Source organism: Paenibacillus sp. NPDC057967 (assembly GCF_042887015.1).
Lineage (GTDB): Bacteria > Bacillota > Bacilli > Paenibacillales > Paenibacillaceae > Pristimantibacillus.
On record NZ_JBHVQB010000013.1, the window covers coordinates 1 to 18,607 of the forward strand.

An 18,607-nucleotide genomic window follows, 5' to 3' on the forward strand; every position below is an offset into this window, starting at 1 on the left:
TTTGACTTGCTCAATAACGTTGTTGCTTTTCTGTCATTAATGACAGGGCATTTTCGCTCGTTGTTCAGTTTTCAAAGAACAATCTTATGTCTTTCATTTTCTTGCGTGTCAGCCGTTTGTCTCAGCGGCGACTTTTATAATATATCACAGGTGCCTATCTTATTGCAAGTACTTTTTTTCGACTTTCGACATTTTTTTTAATCTTGTCTGCTGTCGATTTGTTTCACTCGCAAAAGCGGCGAGTTCTAATGTATCACAGATCTCTAGAACTCGTCAACACCAAATGACATATTTTTTGCAAGCCTCATATAAAGAGACGCACCAAGCTTATTCAGCTCAGTACGTCTCCCCTTAGCCCGTCTACGATGTGGCGGTAACCATATATCTTAGCTCAAGGGCTCCAGACTCTTTGGGCTCCTGCATAACAGCAACTTCTCTAATGTAAGCACGCTTGACTAACTTGTGAATGACCAGGGATAACTCGATTCGCAAAGGACTGATCGACGGATGGCTTTGCAGCTCCCCGATACTCCAAGGCTCCTCACGGCTATTCATAATATCCAATAAGATCGAACAGCATACTTTCATCTTGCTCATAACGGAGAACTCGCACGCCAGCATAACAAGCTGCACTCGCTGCTCCAGCGTCTCCGGACTTGCCGTCAACTCTTCATATAACTTGTACACGCCGGGATGTACCCGTCTAAGCTGCTTCCATACGGTAAGCTCCGGATGTCTTCCTTCTTCTATAAGCACAATATGCGCCCAATGATGAAGAGCCGTCAGCACATGACTGTACGCATCCAGCAGATTGCCATCCAATAGATCCTGTTTTGCCTGCAAATACGTTCTCAGAAATCCGGTAAATTCGATGAATTGCTTTTGCTCACGCATGGATTCAGGGAACAGAAGCATCCGTTCACGAACGCCTGCCAGATAACCGTCGCGATCCAACCATATCTCCCCCCGCACTAACCATTCAATAATATTGCGATTCTCGCCGCCTGTAATCCACTTATCCAGCTCATCACGATGTACCAGTCGAATAAGCGCTCGTTCATCGTCCAGTTGAACATGCTCCGCGGATTCCACGTCGACAGATCGCTCGGTCACGAGAAGCACTAGCATATCTAAACCATCAATAAGCGGGTTATAGGAGTACGGGTTTTTGATGACAGATATGGCCAACAATCCAGGCAGTTCCCGATAGGTGTCTATTACATGCTCTCTGATATGCTCCACTGGGTTCCTCCGTATAGCTAATCGAAGTAGATTAGGCTATAATAATAATCTACAGATTTATTCCTTTTCGACAAACCGGATGCACTTTCCTGCTTTCCGTCGTAGAAATTGCGTCTTATTTTCGTAAGCCAATAGTCACAGGAAGGGTATGAATAATGAAAAAGATCTTTTTTAAATCGGCAAAAATCAATGAATTCCGCCTTTGGGGACTTGTCTTTACGCTAGTCGGCATGGGGATTATGATACTGGGTACCGCCGGTATTGTCCTCTGGGGACAAGCAGGCAAAATCATTGCGGGAATCTTCATGGTATTCGGCATGATAGCGCTGCTCATAAGCGTGGCCATCTACTTCTGGGCCGGCATGATGTCGACAAGCGCCACCATGCTGCAATGCCCGGAATGCGGAAGACAGACCAAGATGCTGGGCAAAACCGATCGTTGCATGTTCTGCCGTACGATCCTTACGTTGGACCCCTCCCAAGCGACTGATCTGAAGGTGGAAGACATTAAAGCGTAACTCATCCGTATACATAACAAGACCTCCGAGCGATAGCGCCCGGAGGTCTTGTTTTATTAGGAAGAACGTCATTATGGCATCTTGGTCAAAGCTTCATCAATAGCTCCCCAAATGGAAGGCGTCTGGAATGATCGCTGCCAGGTGGCAACTCCAGCCAAATCATATTTTCGCGCAATCTCCACTCTCGACTTCATGGAGAGCTCATCTTCGATCCAGATCCGCTTAAGCGCTCCTTCTTCCTGATATTCCACATAATGCTGTCCAGCAGCTTCGTCCAGTACCGGCTTCAGCTTCTTCTCGCTAATGATGGATTTCACCGTCTCCATCCCTACAGCTTTCGAAGAAACCTTCACAGCCCCGGACTCATCCTTCTGCTCTGTCCAAATTCTCGTATATAACGGCATGCTCAGGATAAGCTTGCTTGCTGGCACGCCGTCTTCCTCCAGAATACGGGTCATAGATTTCTCTACCCAAGGCAGCGAAGCGACGGAGCCGGCTTTCGGGCTGGAAGCCCAATGCTCATCGTAGGCCATGACCATCATATAATCGACGACCTTGCCAAGTGCGGGACGATCCAGGAAGACCGACCACATCTCGCTGTTCGACTTCGGCGTCACATCGATGGAGACGACGAGTCCCTGCTCATGAAGCAGCGGCGTCATTTCCTTCACGAATTGCACCAGATTTTCCTTATCCTTCGTATAGACGTTCTCAAAGTCAATGTTGATTCCTTGCAGGTTATAGATTTCGGCGAAGGCCAGCAGCTGTTGGATCATAGAGAATCGGGTCTCAACAGTCGACAGTGCTTCGGTCGTCTGCTTCGGCTCGAAGCCGTTGCTGAATAGTCCCCATACCTGATAACCGCGATTATGCGCCCACTTCACGTAAGCCGGGTCCGCTTTTCCTTCAATGGTGCCTTTGGCGTCCTTCAGCTCGAACCAGGTTGGACTGACGACATTGACACCCGGCATGTCCCCAATCTTGGACGTATCCGTCTTCCGGTTATAGACTGCTTCCCATGTCAGATTAATTTTGCTGCCCATGACCTTCCATGGGATAAAGGCTTTTGGCTTCTCACGCTCCGGAATCTGATCGATCTTCGTTAGTCTCAGATCCTTTTTGTTCATATACCCGACATGACCTGCTGTGTTCTGAACAAGCATCCATCCGTCGGCTTCTTCCCATATGCGTACTGTATCTCCTTGGGGAACCTTGAACAAATACGGCTCTCTAATAGAAGGAGCAACTCGAATGGCCGAGCCATCCTTCGACGTAGCTTCCGCCAGTTGAATGGCTTCGGCTTCCCGAACGATCGTAATGATCGAGCTGGCCTCGTCATATTCGGCATGAATGCCGAACAATTCCTCAAGCGGCTCCGTAGGAATATACACGGTATTATCCACGACTTCCGCAGCTATCGTTAGCTTGTAGTCGCTTTGATTCATAATCCCGGTCAAGGCATCCGTCTTCAATCGCAGCACCTTGTCTGCTGTAGTCATGACAAGCGTCTTGGACTCTTCTTCATAATGAATCGGCTTGTCCTCTCCGAGCAACGTCTCCAGCAGCGGAAGCGGAAGCTTCACTCCCCCGTCGTCTATGACAGCCCCGTACCCCGTATCCTTGCCGGATACGACAATCGGGTTCGCCGAGCTATAGCTTGGTGCTTGATGTTCATTGCTTGGGATGAACTTCATATATCCGAACCACCCGAAGGTAATAATGGCCGCTGCAAAAAACAATACAAGCATTAGACCGCAGCCGCCTCTTCGTCTCTTGCGGGTTGCGCGCCCTACATTCGTCTCCAATCTCTCACTCTCCAATCCACGTATTGAATCAAGTCTCCTCTCAAACAAAAACGTGCAGTGTAGCGTATGATCGCTTCCGGCACGTTATGTGTAAAGACTTATCTAGTTTATATACGTTTTATTTCGCGGTTGTGTTGCAGGAAGTACACAATCCGTATATTTCCATCCGATGACCCTGTACCGTAAAACCCGTCTCTCTCGAAGCAGCCTTCTCCACTTCAAGCAGCGGCGGGTAACCAAAGTCGACAATTTGTCCGCAGCTCTTGCAGATGGCATGATAATGATCGGATAAATCCGCATCGAACCGGCTTGAATCGTCGCCATACGTAAGTTCACGCACTAAGCCAGCTTCTACAAACAACCTGAGATTGTTGTATATGGTCGCTACGCTCATGCTCGGAAATGCCGGTGAGAGCGCCTTATAGATCTCATCTGCTGTAGGATGAGACTTGGAATCCATTAGATAGCTTAATATGGCGTGACGTTGCGGGGTCATCCGGACGCCATTCATCTTCAGTTGCTCTAGTGCCAATTGAACGCTGGCCGCCATTCCCCTCACGCCTTTCTATATAGTAGTTATTACTATTGTACGTTCACGTTCGCAAATTTGTCAATGAATGCACCGTTCGCCTAAAGTCCCTGACCATGTATCGATATGCTGTTTGTCGCATTAATATGAATGCGATAATCGCCGTCTCCAATGACACCTCGCAGCGTTTTGCGCGTCTGGACCAGCGGAAGATCGGTCGTAAGATTGCCGAAAGTTACCGATCCATATACCGTATAGCTGCCGCTATATGGTACGTGAAGATTGATCTCTCCCACAGAGCTGTCCAGATCCCAGTTGCCGCCAACGACAGAACTATCGATCTCCACGTTGCCGTTCAATGTGTTCGCTTTAATGTCCATTGCAGCGTTCGAGATCCGAATGCCGCCGTTTTTCGTCTCGGTGTCCAGATCGCCATAGATATCACTCAACTCCAGATTGCCGTTCATCGTGCTTGCAAAGACATCATCAGTCGCAGATTCGACTTTGATGCTCCCGTTCTTCGTCACGAGACTGCTCTGCCCTTGAATGGAATACGCTTCGAGACTGGCGTTAATGCCCTCCACCGATATATCGCCATGAATGGCGGTCAACTGCACGAGACCGCTCGCACTCCGAACAAGCACGCCGCCCTTCGCATACACATCCATGACTGTAACCGAACCATTGCCGCTGTTAATGTTCAGCTTCAATTCTCCCACTCCAGGCGATCTCTGTTCTTCCGAACCCATAGAGTCACCTGTATCGATACCCGGCACCGGACCGTCTTGCACCTGATCTTGACCCGCACCGTCTTGGGAAGTGCCGGAATCGCTCGCCAAGCCATCTTCAAGCGCAGTATCGCCCGGCTTGATCGGAGCATCCGCTTCTTGCGATTCTACGGTATGATCAAGCGAATTCTCCGCTAAAGGCATGCCGGAATCTTCCGGTAAAAGGGAGCTTTCTGATGCGCTGTCACCTTCAGCCTCTTGGGGGCCTTCAGTCTGCCCGTCATCGGGCTCCTCCGGGGGCGGAGTTGGCGGCCCCATGATGTCTTCCTGCGGCTCGTCCAGCTTCGGTATAATGATCTCCACGTTCATCTTCGGCAGCCGATTGCCGTTCGCTCCGTAGGCTTGCCCCTTCCCTTCTAACACCGTCTCCACGCCAGGGACGGCATGAATGAGGGACTGCTCCGCAACAGCCTTGGCCTCAGCCTCGTCGGTCAGATCAACCCATACGGTCGTATAGATCTCGATTTCATTGACTTCGCCCATGCGGACATGAATATCACCATTGGCATTCTCAATCCGCAGCGATTCCACGCTATCGTCGAAGGGCACCTTCATCACATTTTTGTCAAAACGGAAGCCGTTCTCCTCCGCATATTCCTTCCTGCCATTCAAATCCACATTGAACTGATCGAGCCACTTCACCGGAAAATCCGCATACTGCGTCACCGCATAGGCTGTGACTACAATAACAAGAGAGGCGGCTATGCCTGCGGCATCCAGCCGGAGACCCGCTGCTTTCCGCTTCAGCAGCGTGCTGTACAGGATAATCTCCATGCCGAGGAACACAAACACAAGCGGCCACCAATCCCTCAGCAGCGCAATGTCATTGCGGCCCCGAATATGGTCCCATAGCAGCAAAGCGCCAAGAACCAGCAGGATGATGCATGCCGTTATCCGCCCCAGCCTGAACATAATGCCGTCTCCCTTCCTTGTTGCGCGCAGCCATAAGAGCGAGACGAGCATAAGCAGCGGTCCGACCGACCACTCCGCCAGCTCATTCATCCAAGGCAGCATAATGGCAGGCGGCTTCAGCAAAATCAGCATGAACGCGCCTGCAAGCGTCAGCCATATTCCATCCCTAAGCCTTAGCGGGACATCTTCCTTCTTGTGCTCGTGATCAAATTGCAACACCTCAAAGACGCTAATGAAATAGAACACAGGCAACAGCAACACCAAATATACAATAAGCAGAAGATGCCTGCCTCCGTCGGAATCCGCCAACCGGAAAATCGCAACATAGTCAAGCAGCAAAGCGGCCAGCAGAAGAAAACCTCTGGCATACTGCCCATTCCGAACATGGCCGAGACCTGGCAGCGCAAAAGCAAGCAGGATGGAAAGCAGCCTACCGGCCTGCCGTTTTATTCCGAGCTTACCCAACGTATGCCCTCCAGTTTCTTCAGTTCGTCCATTAATTGCATCAGCTTCTCGTTCTTGCGCTGCGGCATGATAATATGCAGCACAAGCTTGGTCAGAGGCTCATCGCTGCCCTTCCGCTTGTCGCTATCCGCCACGTCTTCCATATACATTTTTTTGATCGTCACCTTGCGGTGATCCAAAATGTGATTGAGCTTGTTCATTACAGCAGACAAGTCCGCAGCATGGACGCTGATGAGATGTTCCTTTTTAGCTTTAATATACCGCTTCTCCAATTTGTTAAACAGCCATAGCGTAAGTAGAGCCATCACCGTGACGCTTGCGGATGCAAAATAAAACCCGGCGCCTACCGCCAGACCAATCGCCGCAACAACCCAGAGCGATGCCGCAGTGGTCAGTCCGGTAATCGACTTGCCTGTGAACAAGATGGTGCCAGCGCCCAAGAAGCCCACACCTGTAATGACTGCCGCTGCCAGACGAGCCGGGTCGACTCGTACATTCGGCTCCTCTACGAAATCCGAAAACCCGTATATGGACAAGAGCATCAGCAAGCAAGCGCCCAGACAAACCAAAATATTCGTACGCAGGCCTGCAGCGTGATTCGATTGCTCACGCTCCAACCCAATCAGGCCGCCAAGCAGCAATGCTAGTGATAAACGGATCAATATGTCCACTTCATCAATAAACCATGGATTATGCAATGCGCTCAATGTCATCATCGTCGATCTTGACCTCTCATCTTATAATCTTAGCACCCTATCCCTGCCTACCTCATCATATGCGGCAAAAGGCGCGACTCATCTCTACATGATGAATCGCGCCTTACAGGATACGAGGTCAATCGTTATTGAAGACGCTCAAGCAGCAGCTTGTTGACAAGTGCCGGATTCGCTTTGCCCTTCGTTTCCTTCATAATCTGTCCGACAAGGAAGCCGATTGCCTTCTCCTTGCCAGCACGGAAATCTTCGACAGATTGCGGATTTTTCTCGATGATTGCATCGACAATGGCTAGAATCGCACCTTCATCGCTAATTTGAACGAGGCCTTGCTCCTCTACGATCTGCTGCGGCAGCTTGCCGCTCTCCAGCATGGCTTTGAATACGGTTTTGGCGATTTTGCCGCTGATGGTGCCCTTCTCCAGCAAGCCGATCATCTCGCCTAGTCCTTGTCCGGTAATCTTGACATCGGACAATTCAAGGCCGTTCGCATTCAGATAGCCCAGCAAGTCTCCCATAATCCAGTTCGAGACGGCTTTCGCATCCTTCGTGTAAGAGAGGCTCTCCTCGAAGAAATCAGCCAGGTTCTTCGATGAGGTGATGACCTCGGCATCGTAGGCCGGCAAGCCGTAATCCGCCGTATAGCGGGCTTTGCGAGCATCAGGAAGCTCCGGGATGGAAGCGCGGACGCTCTCCTTCCACTCTTCGCTAATATGCAATCTGACCAGATCCGGGTCCGGGAAGTAGCGGTAATCATGCGCTTCTTCCTTGCCGCGCATCGAGAACGACTTGCCCGCAGCGTCGTCGAACCGGCGTGTCTCCTGTACGACTTCCCCGCCCGCGTCCAGAATCTCTGCCTGACGGAACTGCTCATATTCCAGTCCGCGCTGTACGCCGCGGAATGAGTTCATGTTCTTCAGCTCGGCGCGCGTGCCGAACTTCTCTTGACCGTATGGACGAAGGCTGATGTTGGCGTCGCAGCGCAGGCTGCCCTCTTCCATCTTCACATCAGACACATCGCAATACAGCATAATGGCCTTCAGCTTCTCCAGATATGCCTTTGCTTCCTCTGGCGTGCGGATATCCGGCTCCGATACGATCTCGACAAGCGGCGTGCCGACCCGGTTGAAGTCGACCAGCGATGCGTACCCGCCGTCTACGTGCGTCAGCTTGCCCGCGTCTTCCTCCAGATGAAGGCGCGTAATGCCGATGCGCTTCGTCTCGCCGTTCACTTCGATATCTAACCAGCCATTCTCGCCGATCGGCTGATCGTATTGCGAGATTTGGTACGCCTTCGGCGAATCCGGGTAGAAATAGTTTTTGCGGTCGAATTTGCTGACGTCGGCAATGGTGCAGTTCAGCGCCATCGCAGCTTTCATCGCGTATTCCACAGCTTGGTGGTTCAGCACCGGCAATACGCCGGGATGACCTAGGCATACCGGGCAGGTATGGGTATTGGGCGGTGCGCCGAAGGAAGTAGAGCAGCCGCAAAAGATCTTGCTGTTCGTATGCAGCTCGACGTGCACTTCCAGCCCGACGACCGTCTCGTATTTGTTCGCTACAGACATTCTTATCGTTCCTTTCCTAAGCGTCCTACTTGTACGCGATAATTACAGCTGCGGGCGCAGCTTGTGATGGTCGGTATGAGCCTCGAAGGCATGCGCGGCGCGAAGCACCGTCGATTCGTCGAATGCCTTGCCGATAATTTGCAGGCCGATCGGCAGGCCGTCAGCCGTTCCGCACGGAACGCTGATCGCCGGAATGCCGGCCAGACTGACTGGAATCGTACATATATCATTCAGATACATCGTTAGCGGATCGCCGACTTGCTCGCCGATGCGGAAAGCTGGAGTCGGAGCCGTAGGTCCGATGATCAGGTCGTATTGTTTGAAGATGTTGTCGAAATCGCCTTTGATCAGCGTGCGCACCTTTTGCGCCTTCAAGTAATAAGCGTCGTAATAGCCGGAGCTTAGCGCATAGGTGCCGAGCATAATGCGGCGCTTCACTTCCGGTCCGAAGCCTTGGCTGCGCGACTTGCGGTACAAGTCGATCAGGTTGTCCGGGTTGTCTGCGCGGACGCCATAACGAACGCCGTCGAAGCGAGCCAGGTTGGAAGAAGCTTCGGAAGAAGCAAGCAAATAGTACGTCGCGATCGCATAGTCGGTATGCGGAAGCGACACTTCCTCCCAGGTTGCCCCTAGCGATTCGTAGACTTTCAGCGCATTCATAACCGCTTCCTTCACGCGCGGATCGATTCCTGCTCCAAGGTATTCCTTCGGAACGCCAATGCGGAGCCCCTTCACGTCACCTGTCAGGGCAGACGTGTAATCCGGAATGTCGACCTTCGCGGATGTAGAATCGCTAGCGTCATAGCCTGCAATCGATTGGAGCACATAAGCGGCGTCCTCGACATTCTTCGTCAGCGGGCCGATCTGATCCAGCGAAGATGCGAAGGCGACCAGGCCAAACCGCGACACGAGGCCGTATGTCGGCTTAAGGCCTACAATGCCGCAATAAGCGGCCGGCTGACGAATGGAGCCGCCTGTGTCAGAGCCGAGCGAGAAGTAGACTTGTCCTGCCGCTACGGACGCCGCAGAGCCGCCGCTGGAGCCGCCCGGCACGTAGTCGGTATTCCATGGATTGCGCGTCGGGTAGTAGCTGGAGTTCTCGTTCGAGCCGCCCATAGCGAATTCGTCCATGTTCAGCTTGCCGATCGTGATCGCATCCGCGTCCTTCAGCTTGCGCGCGCTTGTCGCGCTGTAGATCGGATTATAATTGCTCAGGAATTGGCTTGCGCAAGTGGTCAGCAAACCTTCCGTTACGATATTGTCCTTAATGCCGGCCGGAAGGCCGAACAGCAGGCCTTTGTCGCCGCCTTCTTGCAGACGCTTGTCCATTTCATGCGCTTGCGAGCGGGCGCCGTCTTCATTCAAGGTAAGGAAAGCCTTAATGGATTCATCGGTTTCCTTGATTCTCGCGTATGACGCGTCTACGAGCTCCGTTACGGACAGCTCTTTGTTGTTTAGCTTGTTATGTACATCCTGCAGGCGTAGGTCAAACAGTGCCAACAGTAGCTCCTCCCTTCAAATAAAACCGTAATTTATTCAAGCACCGCCGGCACTTTGAATTGACCGTCTTCCTCGTCAGGCGCGTTAAGCAGCACCTTCTCAATCGGAAGCGATTCTTTCTTCACGTCGTCGCGCATGACATTCGTAATCGGCAGCACGTGGCTGGTCGGTTCAACTCCGTCCGTATCCAGCTCGTTCAGCTTCTCTGCATATTTCAATATCGCGTTGAGTTGCTCGGTGAACTGAGCTTTCTCCGCATCGCTCAAATCCAGACGGGCCAGATTGGCGACATGCTCAACATCCTTTAATGTTATGCTCATCAGGGTACTCTCCTCTGCAAAAGTCATTCTTTTTATTATAGCCTACATATGCGCCGATCAGCAATGATAGGGTACGGATTGATGCGGGCCCCTTCAAAACAAAAAGGACGGAGGGGACCCAAGTCCCAAGCTCCGTCCTTCCGCCTGCGCGAACCGTTGCCAGACGCGGGGCGCAACAGGTTAAATCCACGCCTTCAGGTTAACCTGGCGGATGAAGTCCTCGCGGCTGATGGGCTCCTTGCCCGCATGCTCTTCCTCCGCTTCTTCCTCATCGCCCTTCATAATCCGCTTGAACAGCTCTTCGTTATGCGTGGCAAGCGCATAGTCGATGAGAGTCTCCCGCTCAATGCGGTCTACTTCCAATTGAATCAGCACCTCTTCCAGTTCCACGTCCTCATCCGGAACGAGAAAGTTGCGATTCGCCTTCGGTACCCGCACCACATAGTCAAACACATTGTCTGCATTGCGGTCGTACGCGATTATATAGCCATACTCCCCAATGGGAAGCTTTTGTTCGAATTGGTCAGCCACTATGACAACCTTGGTTCCTAGCTGCAGCATAAGTCTCAACCCCTATTTCATCGTCGCTGTGCTTTTTACTTGTCTATTATCCTACTAGAAATTAATATTCATGTCCAATAGGAGAATCATAGAGTGTAGATTGGAACAGCAGCGGGAAGTAAAAGAGGGGTTAGCTCCCTTCTCTTCCAAGCTCAAGCAGCGCGGAAGGCAGCTTGAACTGCTGGTTGCCCATAAGCAATTGCGTCAGCTCCTCCGCACCGTCTTCGCCCTGCGTTTCCTTAATGACGGAGATTTCCCGGTGCAGGCGCTCCATCTGCAGATCAAGCCGATTGGCGGAGTCAGATGCTTCCTTCAGCTCCTGAAGGAGGCTCGATGGAACGGACTGATTGTATTTGTAAAATATTTTATGCTCCAGACTCGCCCAGAAGTCCATCGCAATGGTACGAATTTGAATTTCTACGCAGACGCTCTCCTGCCCGTCCGACATAAAGACCGGGACCTCCACTAGAAGATGAAGGCTCCGATAGCCGTTGGGCTTCGGATTCTCGATATAGTCCTTCTCCTCATTGACGCGGAGACCGAATTGGTTCGTCAGCATATCGCGGATATGATAGATATCCTTAATGAATGAACAAGTAATGCGAAGTCCAGCGATATCTTTAATTTGATGCTTGATATCCTCCAGCACGAACGGAATGCCTTTGCGGCTAATTTTTTTCATGATACTCTCAAGCGACTTTACTCTTGATTTGGTATGTTCGATCGGATTGTAATCATGCAGAAATTGAAATTCTTCCTTTAATATCTCTATCTTGGTCTCCAGCTCATTTAGCGCGAACTGATACATCATCATAAACCGTGTAACTTCATTCTTCATCTTCTTGAACTGTTCGAATTGTATTGGCTTCATAACGAATCTCCCTCTATAGGAACGGCAAGCGCCGCCCTTCACTTCGGATGAATCCATCTTAGTATGAATGAGACCGCAATTGCAAATAAGACAACCGGCATCAACCTGTATATGGAAAAAAGGGCATTCCGCACTGCAGGCGATCTGCAGGCGGAATACCCCTCATGCGCAATATCAAAACGGCCACTGCCGCTATTTCGGTCCATTAGACCTTCTCCAACACTCCGCGATTGTCAGCCGAGCGAATCTCGGCCTCTATGATCTCGAGCGATGCCGCCGCGCTCTCCGGCGTGCACACCGATACCGGCTGGCCCTTCGTCACAGCTTCCAGGAAGTACTTCATCTCCCTGTAATAGCCCATATCCGCCGGCAGCTCCGCGATGAAGCCGGGCTGATCGTTCGGATTGACGCGAAGCTGATCCCGCTCGAATACCAGATTGCCGCCCTCGAAGTTGATGCGGTAGGACATGGCGAAGCCGAAGTCGCCTTGAAGCGACCAGTCAGCCTGCGCGTTCAGCACCTTGCCGTCCGCATAGATATAGTTGGTCGAGACGCTGTCGTAGGCGCTGCCGGGAATGACATTTCGCGCGATGGAGGATACCCCATCCGGCTTGCCGAACAGCCAGTTGATCATATCCGTATCATGAATATGCATATCCAGCATGCAGCCGCCGCTCAGCTCCCCGTCCAGGAACCAGCCCTGCGGCGTCCCGCTGCCGCGGAAGAAGCTGCCGGACAACACGTTTCCGTAACGCCCATCGGTCACGCATTGCTTGGCATACTCGTAAGCCGGCCAGAAGCGGAGGCATTGTCCAATCATTAACGTCTTGCCTGTCTCCTTGGCCGCCTCGGCCATCCGATGCGCTTCCTCCGACGTGCGGGCGATCGGCTTCTCGCACAAGACATGAATGCCCCGCTGAAGCAGTGAGATCGTCAGATCGGCATGAAGAGGCGTCGGCAGTGTAATGTTGACGACATCCAGCTCTTCCTTCTCCAGCATCTCCTCGATACTCTCATACAATTTGTAAGGCGACAGATCGTACACCTCTTGGGCCGTTGCAATGTTGCCCCATGCAGATGCGTTTTTCAGCTCTTCAATACGAGTATCGCATACGGCGACCAATTGCACCTCTGCTCCTTCGTTCATAAGCCGCACGTAATTGTCAAAGTGCATCCGTCCCATAAAACCAAATCCGATAAGTCCTACTCTAAGCATCCTCATCTCTCCTCATCATGTAGGTTAGGGCTGACTTTCATTAGCTGCGGCCCAGAATGGCGTCCATCGCTTTGGAAGTATTAAAGATGATTTGATCCGTGTGATGCGTATAAGGCGGGATCATCTCAGCCGTCGCATAGCCCTCATAGCCGATATCCGCTAATGCCTGAACAACTGCAGGATAATCGACATCGCCAGCCAGCAGGTCTACAAACCCGTGCAAGCCGCCGGCCTGTCTTCTGTAGTCCTTGAAATGAACCTTCTTGATCCGGTGGCCCAATATCCGAATCCATTGCTCCGGGTAGCCGCTGTGCACGACGTTCCCCACATCAAAGTAGGAGCCGACAAACGAGGAGTTATGCGCGTCGATGAAGCCGCGAAGCTCCAGCGGCGAGAGCAGGAACTTGTTCCACACATTCTCGATTGCGATGGATACGCCTGCTGCTTCCGCATGTGGCGCCAGCTTGCCAATCGCCTCCAATGCCCGGTCATAAGCACGGTCATAGGACACCACCTCAGAGCCCGGAATGAAATCAACACCCACCGCGCCCGGGATAACCAGAATCGCATCCACACCAAAAGCCGCAGCCAGCTCCAATTGTTTTTTGCAAATATCGATAGCCTTCTGACGCTTGCTCTCATCCTCGCTCGTCATGGCGTAATCCCAATACAGTCCCGTCGCAAGTCCCGCGATCTCCAGTCCTTCATCCTCCAGCATCGACTTGATGGCAAGGACATCCTTGTCAGTCGCTTCAAGCCCCAGCTCTCCAGTCCCATTCAACGACAGCTCCAGACCGTCAAAGCCGGCTTTCTTCGCAATCCGGGCGCATTCCAAAATGGTGCGGTCAGCACGGAACGACCAAATGTTAATTCCTTTTTTCATCCGTAGTGCCCCTTCCTCTTTGTCGGATTCCGTTCAGTTGAGATGAACGGTTATTCATGCCATAATACCTTTATAATAACCCCTCAATCACCATTAATATTTAGCGGGAAAAGTTATTATTTGCACAAATCCATTCAATTGATTGCAGAGAATTTAGAGGAGGAGAACGACATGGAGGAGAGCAGTTTTCCGCTGCGGCGCCATGCCCCGGTGAAGGAATGGTCGCCGCGCATCCATTACGCCCAGTTCCAGCGGATGCCCACGGGCCACCTTCCCGAGAGGCGCATCTATGACTTCGAGCTGCTCTATGTAAGCCAAGGCGAAGCCGCCACTACGATGCAGGGCCAGCGTCATGGGCTGTCCGCCGGGCAGCTGATCGTGCTGCCAGCAGGCGTCTACCACCGGAATGAGGCGGTATCTAGTCCGGATACGCGATTTTTGGGCATTCACTTTGATTTCTTCGACGAATTGGATATCCAGACGGAAGCGGATATGATCGTGAGTGAAGAACATGTTCAGCATCACCGCTTTGCGCATGAGGCGGTTGCTGACGGATTCCAGCCGTTATCGCTACAGCCCGTCTATACGCCAACATTGGCCTGTGTGCAGCTATTGGAGCAATTGGTACAGGAATTTACGCTTCGGCCTATGGGCTATGAGCTGGCTTGCAAGGCTTTGATGCTGAACATCCTGACGCATCTGCTCCGGCTGCAGCAGTCCCGCTCCCGCTCGCTCACTACACAATACAGCGGCAAGCTGATGGAGATTATCGACGAAATGGAGCGTAAGCCTGCCGAGCCATGGTCGAATGCGGGCATTGCCGAACGGATGAATCTCAGTCTCGATCATGCCGCCAAGCTGTTCAAGCAGATGGCCGGCTTGCCGCCCAATGAATTTCTGCACAACGTCCGCCACCGTGAGGCGCGACGCCTGCTTCGGGAAACCGATCTGTCCGTAGAGCAAATTAGCGAGCAATTGGGCTATTCCGGCATTCACTACTTCAGCCGACTGTTCCGCAAGCATGAGGGCATATCCGCGACCGAATACCGTAAGCTGTCCCGCGTGCTGTGAGTCCTTCGTTTGGGCCGCAAGCTGCCCATACAATCCTCTGATACGCGGGATCGGCGTCTGATTGCGGACATCCAACACGTATTCGTGAGCTTCAGATTCCGCATTTGTATAGGCATCTATCACATTCATCTGGGCGTGAACATACACTGATCCTGTCAACATTCTCTACTGAAAGGCAGGAACTACACGCATGGCTGATTCCTACATGGACTTCACATCGCCGAACACCCAATTTACTTATACACTGTCCGACAATCCTTTTTTCAAAAAAGATGCCCAGAACGTCATTAATACGCTATCGATTAATCAATTGAATACGCTAGGCAATGCATCTCTGCTGGATATCTTTCTAAGCAAAGACAATGTGGTCGAACCTCATATTCATCAGAACGCGACTGAACTCGTGTACTGTATTGCCGGCGGGGCTGTCGTATCACTCATCAATCCTTTTACGAAAGAGCTGCTGAACTTCACGATCGCGCCTGGCCAAGTTGCCAATGTGCCGCAAGGCTGGTGGCATTATGAGGTGGCCAATCAGGACAACACCCATCTGCTGGCCATCTTCGACGCTCCGGTGCCGGAGGTCATCTTCGGCTCGGATATCTTGCGGCTTACGCCTGCCCATGTGCTGGCGCATACCTATTGTCTGGATGAGGCCAAGGTGAAGGATACGCTCGCTCCAATTACAGACACCGTCATCATCGGACCTCCCGCTTCCTGTTCCAAGCAGCATCCGACTCAGATGCAGCCGATGATGAATCACGGCGGCATGAACATGTCACAGATGGCTCCTGCCCCTTTTCAGCAAGCGAACCAGAACCAGACCTATCATTATCCGAACCGTCCGATCTCCGGCGAATCCGAGAGCTGCTATGCTCCGCTGGATCAGCCCTTTCATCCGATTCCGTTCCTGTATCGGAGATGGGCTTAACGAAGGCCGCGCAGCACTAACAGACGACAAAGCAAAGAAGCTACGCATGACGCACGTAGCTCCTTTGCTTATTTCTTTATGGAAAAAGACTGTATGCTCATACAAAATACAGGCCATCAAACGCAATCACGTCGTCGTCAACCGTATAACGCTTAGTCTCAAGACGCTTAAGGATTTCATTCGAGAACTCTTCAAAGGACTGGGCAATGACCTCTTCATAGCCCATCCCTGTCTTCTTGCTCCAGATTAGCGGCTTGATGCGATCCTCCCGGACCCCATTCACCTCTTCCTCATCCTCCAGCAGATCGTTCAGCATGGACCATGTTTCTATGATATCCGGAATCGGCACATATATCGGCTGCGACACCGCTTCGATATGCGCTAGTATGCTGGCCCAGGCTTCCTGCGCAACTGCGCTTCACCACCACTCTTCATAAGCTCCGCCTAAGGGCAAGGCATCATCCTAAAGCCGCATCCTACCTAATCTGCCAAAGAAATCTCATGTTTAGCAAATCGGTCCCTTAGCTCCGCTTCATGCGGAACCCACTCCCAGTCGCTCCATATCGATAGACCTGTGAGCTCGATTAGCTTGTCTGCCGCTTGTGCCGGACTCGCCATGCTTGCGAGCACATCCATCTCTTCCTGAGGAATATCCAGTGCTTCCCGCAAATAGTCATCATGAAGCCGCTCTTCCTGGAGACCATACTCGCTTCTGGTCCACTCTTCGCAAAAAATTCGTTCGGCCTGAATCTCTCCCTTCTGGAATACCGACAGCTCGAAAATCTCATCATGAATAAATCCGACCGTCATGACTGGCTCTGCGACAAGCCTGGACAGCGATTTGCCGATACGCTTCACCGTCCCCCATACAAAATAGTCATGGAGAACACTGACCCACTTTTCGTTGTTTTCGCTTATATACAGGACAAGCTTGTCCTTATCGGATTCATGGTGTGTCCCCGTTATGTCCGTGTCCCTCTGATCCTCATCCGATAACCCTAACAAGTCAGGGTTCTGTGTCGCTAACGCTCTGAATGCTTCAATCGACTTCTCCAAGCTGTCCGACTTCATATGCAGATTCGCAAATGATCTTCCCAAAGTCTCGCCTCCTGTATTCTGCCGGCAACCCTACGCTTCTTGCAGGCATCATGTTGGTATCTTATTTCCATTATAGGTATTGACCCTCCGCGGTCTACCGACTTTTTACCTGAATTTGGGGGCGTTGGGTCCCCCTTCTTATCCTTTTGAAAATAAAAAGAGCCCCAAGCCATATGGCTTGGGGCTCCCGCTACTTGCATAAACCATCCATCCTTATACTGCGTTCACAACAATCTCCTCATCATCATTGCGATTGAACGCTTCGCGGTCGAACTCGCCTTCAGAATTGGCTACAAGGAGCGACGTAACCGTTGTGCCTGTCGCATTGACCGCTGTGCGGCCCATATCGATCAGCGCTTCGACGCCAGCTACTATCGCAATGCCTTCAAGCGGCAGACCAAGCGCCGTCAATACGACTGTCGTCGAGATAACAGCCGGACCCGGCACGCCTGCCACACCGATGGACGAAATGATGCTGACCAACACAAGAATAATGTAGTCCGTCAGGGACAATGTGATGCCGAACAGCTGCGCCGAGAAGACGGCGACGATAGCAGGCCATACCCCGCCGCAGCCGTTGAAGTTGACCGACGCGCCCAGCGGAGCGACGAAGCTCGCAATCCGAGGAGAGACATGCAGCCGCTTTGTAATGACTTCTAGGTTAATCGGAAGCGTAGCGTAGCTGCTTCGCGTCGAGAAGGCGACTGCGATCATCGGATAGATTTTGCGGAAGAACTTCAGCGGGTTCACTCTGGCTACGAGCAAGACAAGACCGCCGAAGATAAGCACAAAATGCAAAATCAGAGCCACATAGGAGGATATGATAACACTGCCAAGCTCCGTCAGCGTCTCCCAGCCATAGCGGGCAGTCATGCCTGCGATTAGGGCGAATACGCCGTATGGCGTAAGGCGAATGACGAACTTGACGACCTGGTGAAGGATCTGAGTCAGCGAATGGATCAGATCGCGAACCGGCTTCACCGTTTCTTCGTTTTTGGAGCCTACTTTAATAATCGCAATGGCAATGAAGATCGCGAAGATCAGGACAGGTACAACCTTGCCTTGCGCCGCTTCATTAATCGGATTGGAAGGCACCAGCTCCAGAATAACCTGCGAGAAGGTCGGAATTTCGCGTGCGGCAAATTCAGCCGGAATATCCAGATGCAAGCCTTTGCCCGGATTGAAGGCAAGCGCGACCAGTAGACCGATAATCGAAGCGATTCCCGTTGTTCCAAGGAACCAAGCGAACGTCTTAAAGCCGATTTTCCGCAAATAGTCCAGACTCTTCAACGACGCGATGCTGTTCAGCACCAATACGAATACGAGCGGAATAACGAGCATTTTGATCAAGTTGACATAGATGCTGCCGAAGGTCGTAATGCCTTTGATCTCGAATGATTCGAGGCTTTGGAATACGATGCCTGTAATAACTCCGATCCCCAAAGCAATCAATACCCGGGTACCGAATCCAACCCGCTTCCGGGCAAGGAAAAACAACAGCGCAAACACAAATACGGAAACGACAAAGCTGTACCAATTCGTTTCGATGGCTAGTAACAAGTTGTTATCTATTTTATCCATCCGATTAAACCCTCCTAATCCTATAATTTTTATCG

At 51.7% G+C, this 18,607-nt stretch carries 18 protein-coding genes; 3 read left to right on the plus strand and 15 right to left on the minus strand.

Annotation, left to right across the window (positions count from 1 at the left end; all coding sequences use genetic code 11):
- Positions 1–360: 360 nt before the first annotated feature.
- Positions 361–1,242 carry a nucleotidyltransferase-like protein gene (locus ACFVSO_RS26435; RefSeq protein ID WP_387479727.1) on the minus strand — a complete coding sequence of 294 codons (882 nt, stop codon included), beginning with the start codon at positions 1,240–1,242 and terminating at the stop codon, positions 361–363.
- A 164-nt stretch (positions 1,243–1,406) separates the two neighbouring features.
- Here ACFVSO_RS26435 and ACFVSO_RS26440 point away from each other — a divergent pair, with 164 nt between their 5' ends.
- Positions 1,407–1,760 carry a YgzB family protein gene (locus ACFVSO_RS26440; RefSeq protein ID WP_387479876.1) on the plus strand — a complete coding sequence of 118 codons (354 nt, stop codon included), beginning with the start codon at positions 1,407–1,409 and terminating at the stop codon, positions 1,758–1,760.
- A gap of 71 nt (positions 1,761–1,831) precedes the next feature.
- Here the strand turns inward: ACFVSO_RS26440 and ACFVSO_RS26445 are convergent, their stop codons facing one another.
- From ACFVSO_RS26445 to ACFVSO_RS26495, 11 genes are all read right to left on the minus strand, one after another.
- On the minus strand, positions 1,832–3,565 hold the full coding sequence (locus tag ACFVSO_RS26445) for a glycosyl hydrolase family 18 protein (RefSeq protein WP_387479728.1): 1,734 nt from the start codon (positions 3,563–3,565) through the stop codon (positions 1,832–1,834).
- A 118-nt stretch (positions 3,566–3,683) separates the two neighbouring features.
- Positions 3,684–4,115: a peroxide-responsive transcriptional repressor PerR gene (gene perR, locus ACFVSO_RS26450; protein WP_387479729.1), complete on the minus strand. Its 432-nt coding sequence runs from the start codon at positions 4,113–4,115 to the stop codon at positions 3,684–3,686.
- A gap of 80 nt (positions 4,116–4,195) precedes the next feature.
- A complete protein-coding gene (locus tag ACFVSO_RS26455; RefSeq protein WP_387479730.1) occupies positions 4,196–6,259 on the minus strand; it encodes a DUF4097 family beta strand repeat-containing protein in 2,064 nt (687 codons plus the stop codon).
- On the minus strand, positions 6,241–6,957 hold the full coding sequence (locus ACFVSO_RS26460; RefSeq protein ID WP_387479877.1) for an MgtC/SapB family protein: 717 nt from the start codon (positions 6,955–6,957) through the stop codon (positions 6,241–6,243). The genes ACFVSO_RS26455 and ACFVSO_RS26460 overlap by 19 nt, the downstream gene beginning before the upstream one ends.
- A 143-nt stretch (positions 6,958–7,100) precedes the next feature.
- Complete coding sequence (gene gatB / locus ACFVSO_RS26465) at positions 7,101–8,540, minus strand: Asp-tRNA(Asn)/Glu-tRNA(Gln) amidotransferase subunit GatB (protein ID WP_387479731.1); 1,440 nt, start codon at positions 8,538–8,540, stop codon at positions 7,101–7,103.
- A 42-nt stretch (positions 8,541–8,582) separates the two neighbouring features.
- Positions 8,583–10,040 (minus strand): Asp-tRNA(Asn)/Glu-tRNA(Gln) amidotransferase subunit GatA, encoded by a 1,458-nt coding sequence (gene gatA / locus ACFVSO_RS26470; protein ID WP_387479732.1) that lies wholly within the window; start codon positions 10,038–10,040, stop codon positions 8,583–8,585.
- A gap of 32 nt (positions 10,041–10,072) precedes the next feature.
- Positions 10,073–10,360 (minus strand): Asp-tRNA(Asn)/Glu-tRNA(Gln) amidotransferase subunit GatC, encoded by a 288-nt coding sequence (gatC, locus tag ACFVSO_RS26475; RefSeq protein ID WP_387479733.1) that lies wholly within the window; start codon positions 10,358–10,360, stop codon positions 10,073–10,075.
- Positions 10,361–10,540: 180 nt separating this feature from the next.
- Positions 10,541–10,921: an ATPase gene (locus ACFVSO_RS26480; protein ID WP_387479734.1), complete on the minus strand. Its 381-nt coding sequence runs from the start codon at positions 10,919–10,921 to the stop codon at positions 10,541–10,543.
- Between the two features lie 130 nt (positions 10,922–11,051).
- Complete coding sequence (locus ACFVSO_RS26485; RefSeq protein ID WP_387479735.1) at positions 11,052–11,792, minus strand: GTP pyrophosphokinase; 741 nt, start codon at positions 11,790–11,792, stop codon at positions 11,052–11,054.
- 205 nt (positions 11,793–11,997) lie between these two features.
- On the minus strand, positions 11,998–13,008 hold the full coding sequence (locus ACFVSO_RS26490; RefSeq protein ID WP_387479736.1) for a Gfo/Idh/MocA family protein: 1,011 nt from the start codon (positions 13,006–13,008) through the stop codon (positions 11,998–12,000).
- Between the two features lie 40 nt (positions 13,009–13,048).
- On the minus strand, positions 13,049–13,891 hold the full coding sequence (locus tag ACFVSO_RS26495) for a sugar phosphate isomerase/epimerase family protein (RefSeq protein WP_387479737.1): 843 nt from the start codon (positions 13,889–13,891) through the stop codon (positions 13,049–13,051).
- A gap of 171 nt (positions 13,892–14,062) precedes the next feature.
- Here ACFVSO_RS26495 and ACFVSO_RS26500 point away from each other — a divergent pair, with 171 nt between their 5' ends.
- Entirely contained in the window at positions 14,063–14,962 is a 900-nt protein-coding gene (locus ACFVSO_RS26500) for a helix-turn-helix transcriptional regulator (RefSeq protein WP_387479738.1), read from the plus strand.
- A 190-nt stretch (positions 14,963–15,152) separates the two neighbouring features.
- Positions 15,153–15,893, plus strand: a complete 741-nt coding sequence (locus ACFVSO_RS26505) for a cupin domain-containing protein (protein WP_387479739.1) — start codon at positions 15,153–15,155, stop codon at positions 15,891–15,893.
- Between the two features lie 97 nt (positions 15,894–15,990).
- Here ACFVSO_RS26505 and ACFVSO_RS26510 read toward each other — a convergent pair whose 3' ends face one another.
- The 3 genes from ACFVSO_RS26510 to ACFVSO_RS26520 all read right to left on the minus strand — a co-directional run bounded on the left by ACFVSO_RS26510 (position 15,991) and on the right by ACFVSO_RS26520 (position 18,572).
- A complete protein-coding gene (locus ACFVSO_RS26510) occupies positions 15,991–16,260 on the minus strand; it encodes a hypothetical protein (protein WP_387479740.1) in 270 nt (89 codons plus the stop codon).
- Between the two features lie 113 nt (positions 16,261–16,373).
- Positions 16,374–16,991, minus strand: a complete 618-nt coding sequence (locus tag ACFVSO_RS26515; protein ID WP_387479741.1) for a hypothetical protein — start codon at positions 16,989–16,991, stop codon at positions 16,374–16,376.
- A 213-nt stretch (positions 16,992–17,204) separates the two neighbouring features.
- Positions 17,205–18,572 carry a dicarboxylate/amino acid:cation symporter gene (locus ACFVSO_RS26520; protein ID WP_387479742.1) on the minus strand — a complete coding sequence of 456 codons (1,368 nt, stop codon included), beginning with the start codon at positions 18,570–18,572 and terminating at the stop codon, positions 17,205–17,207.
- Positions 18,573–18,607 lie beyond the last annotated feature (35 nt).

Coding starts and splice junctions, on each gene's coding strand:
- perR (WP_387479729.1), bottom strand. CDS start 4,115: ATGGCGGCCAGCGTTCAATTGGCACTAGAGCAACTGAAGATGAATGGC.
- gatB (WP_387479731.1), bottom strand. CDS start 8,540: ATGTCTGTAGCGAACAAATACGAGACGGTCGTCGGGCTGGAAGTGCAC.
- gatC (WP_387479733.1), bottom strand. CDS start 10,360: ATGAGCATAACATTAAAGGATGTTGAGCATGTCGCCAATCTGGCCCGT.
- ACFVSO_RS26480 (WP_387479734.1), bottom strand. CDS start 10,921: ATGCTGCAGCTAGGAACCAAGGTTGTCATAGTGGCTGACCAATTCGAA.
- ACFVSO_RS26485 (WP_387479735.1), bottom strand. CDS start 11,792: ATGAAGCCAATACAATTCGAACAGTTCAAGAAGATGAAGAATGAAGTT.
- ACFVSO_RS26490 (WP_387479736.1), bottom strand. CDS start 13,008: ATGCTTAGAGTAGGACTTATCGGATTTGGTTTTATGGGACGGATGCAC.
- ACFVSO_RS26495 (WP_387479737.1), bottom strand. CDS start 13,891: ATGAAAAAAGGAATTAACATTTGGTCGTTCCGTGCTGACCGCACCATT.
- ACFVSO_RS26500 (WP_387479738.1), top strand. CDS start 14,063: ATGGAGGAGAGCAGTTTTCCGCTGCGGCGCCATGCCCCGGTGAAGGAA.
- ACFVSO_RS26505 (WP_387479739.1), top strand. CDS start 15,153: ATGGCTGATTCCTACATGGACTTCACATCGCCGAACACCCAATTTACT.
- ACFVSO_RS26520 (WP_387479742.1), bottom strand. CDS start 18,572: ATGGATAAAATAGATAACAACTTGTTACTAGCCATCGAAACGAATTGG.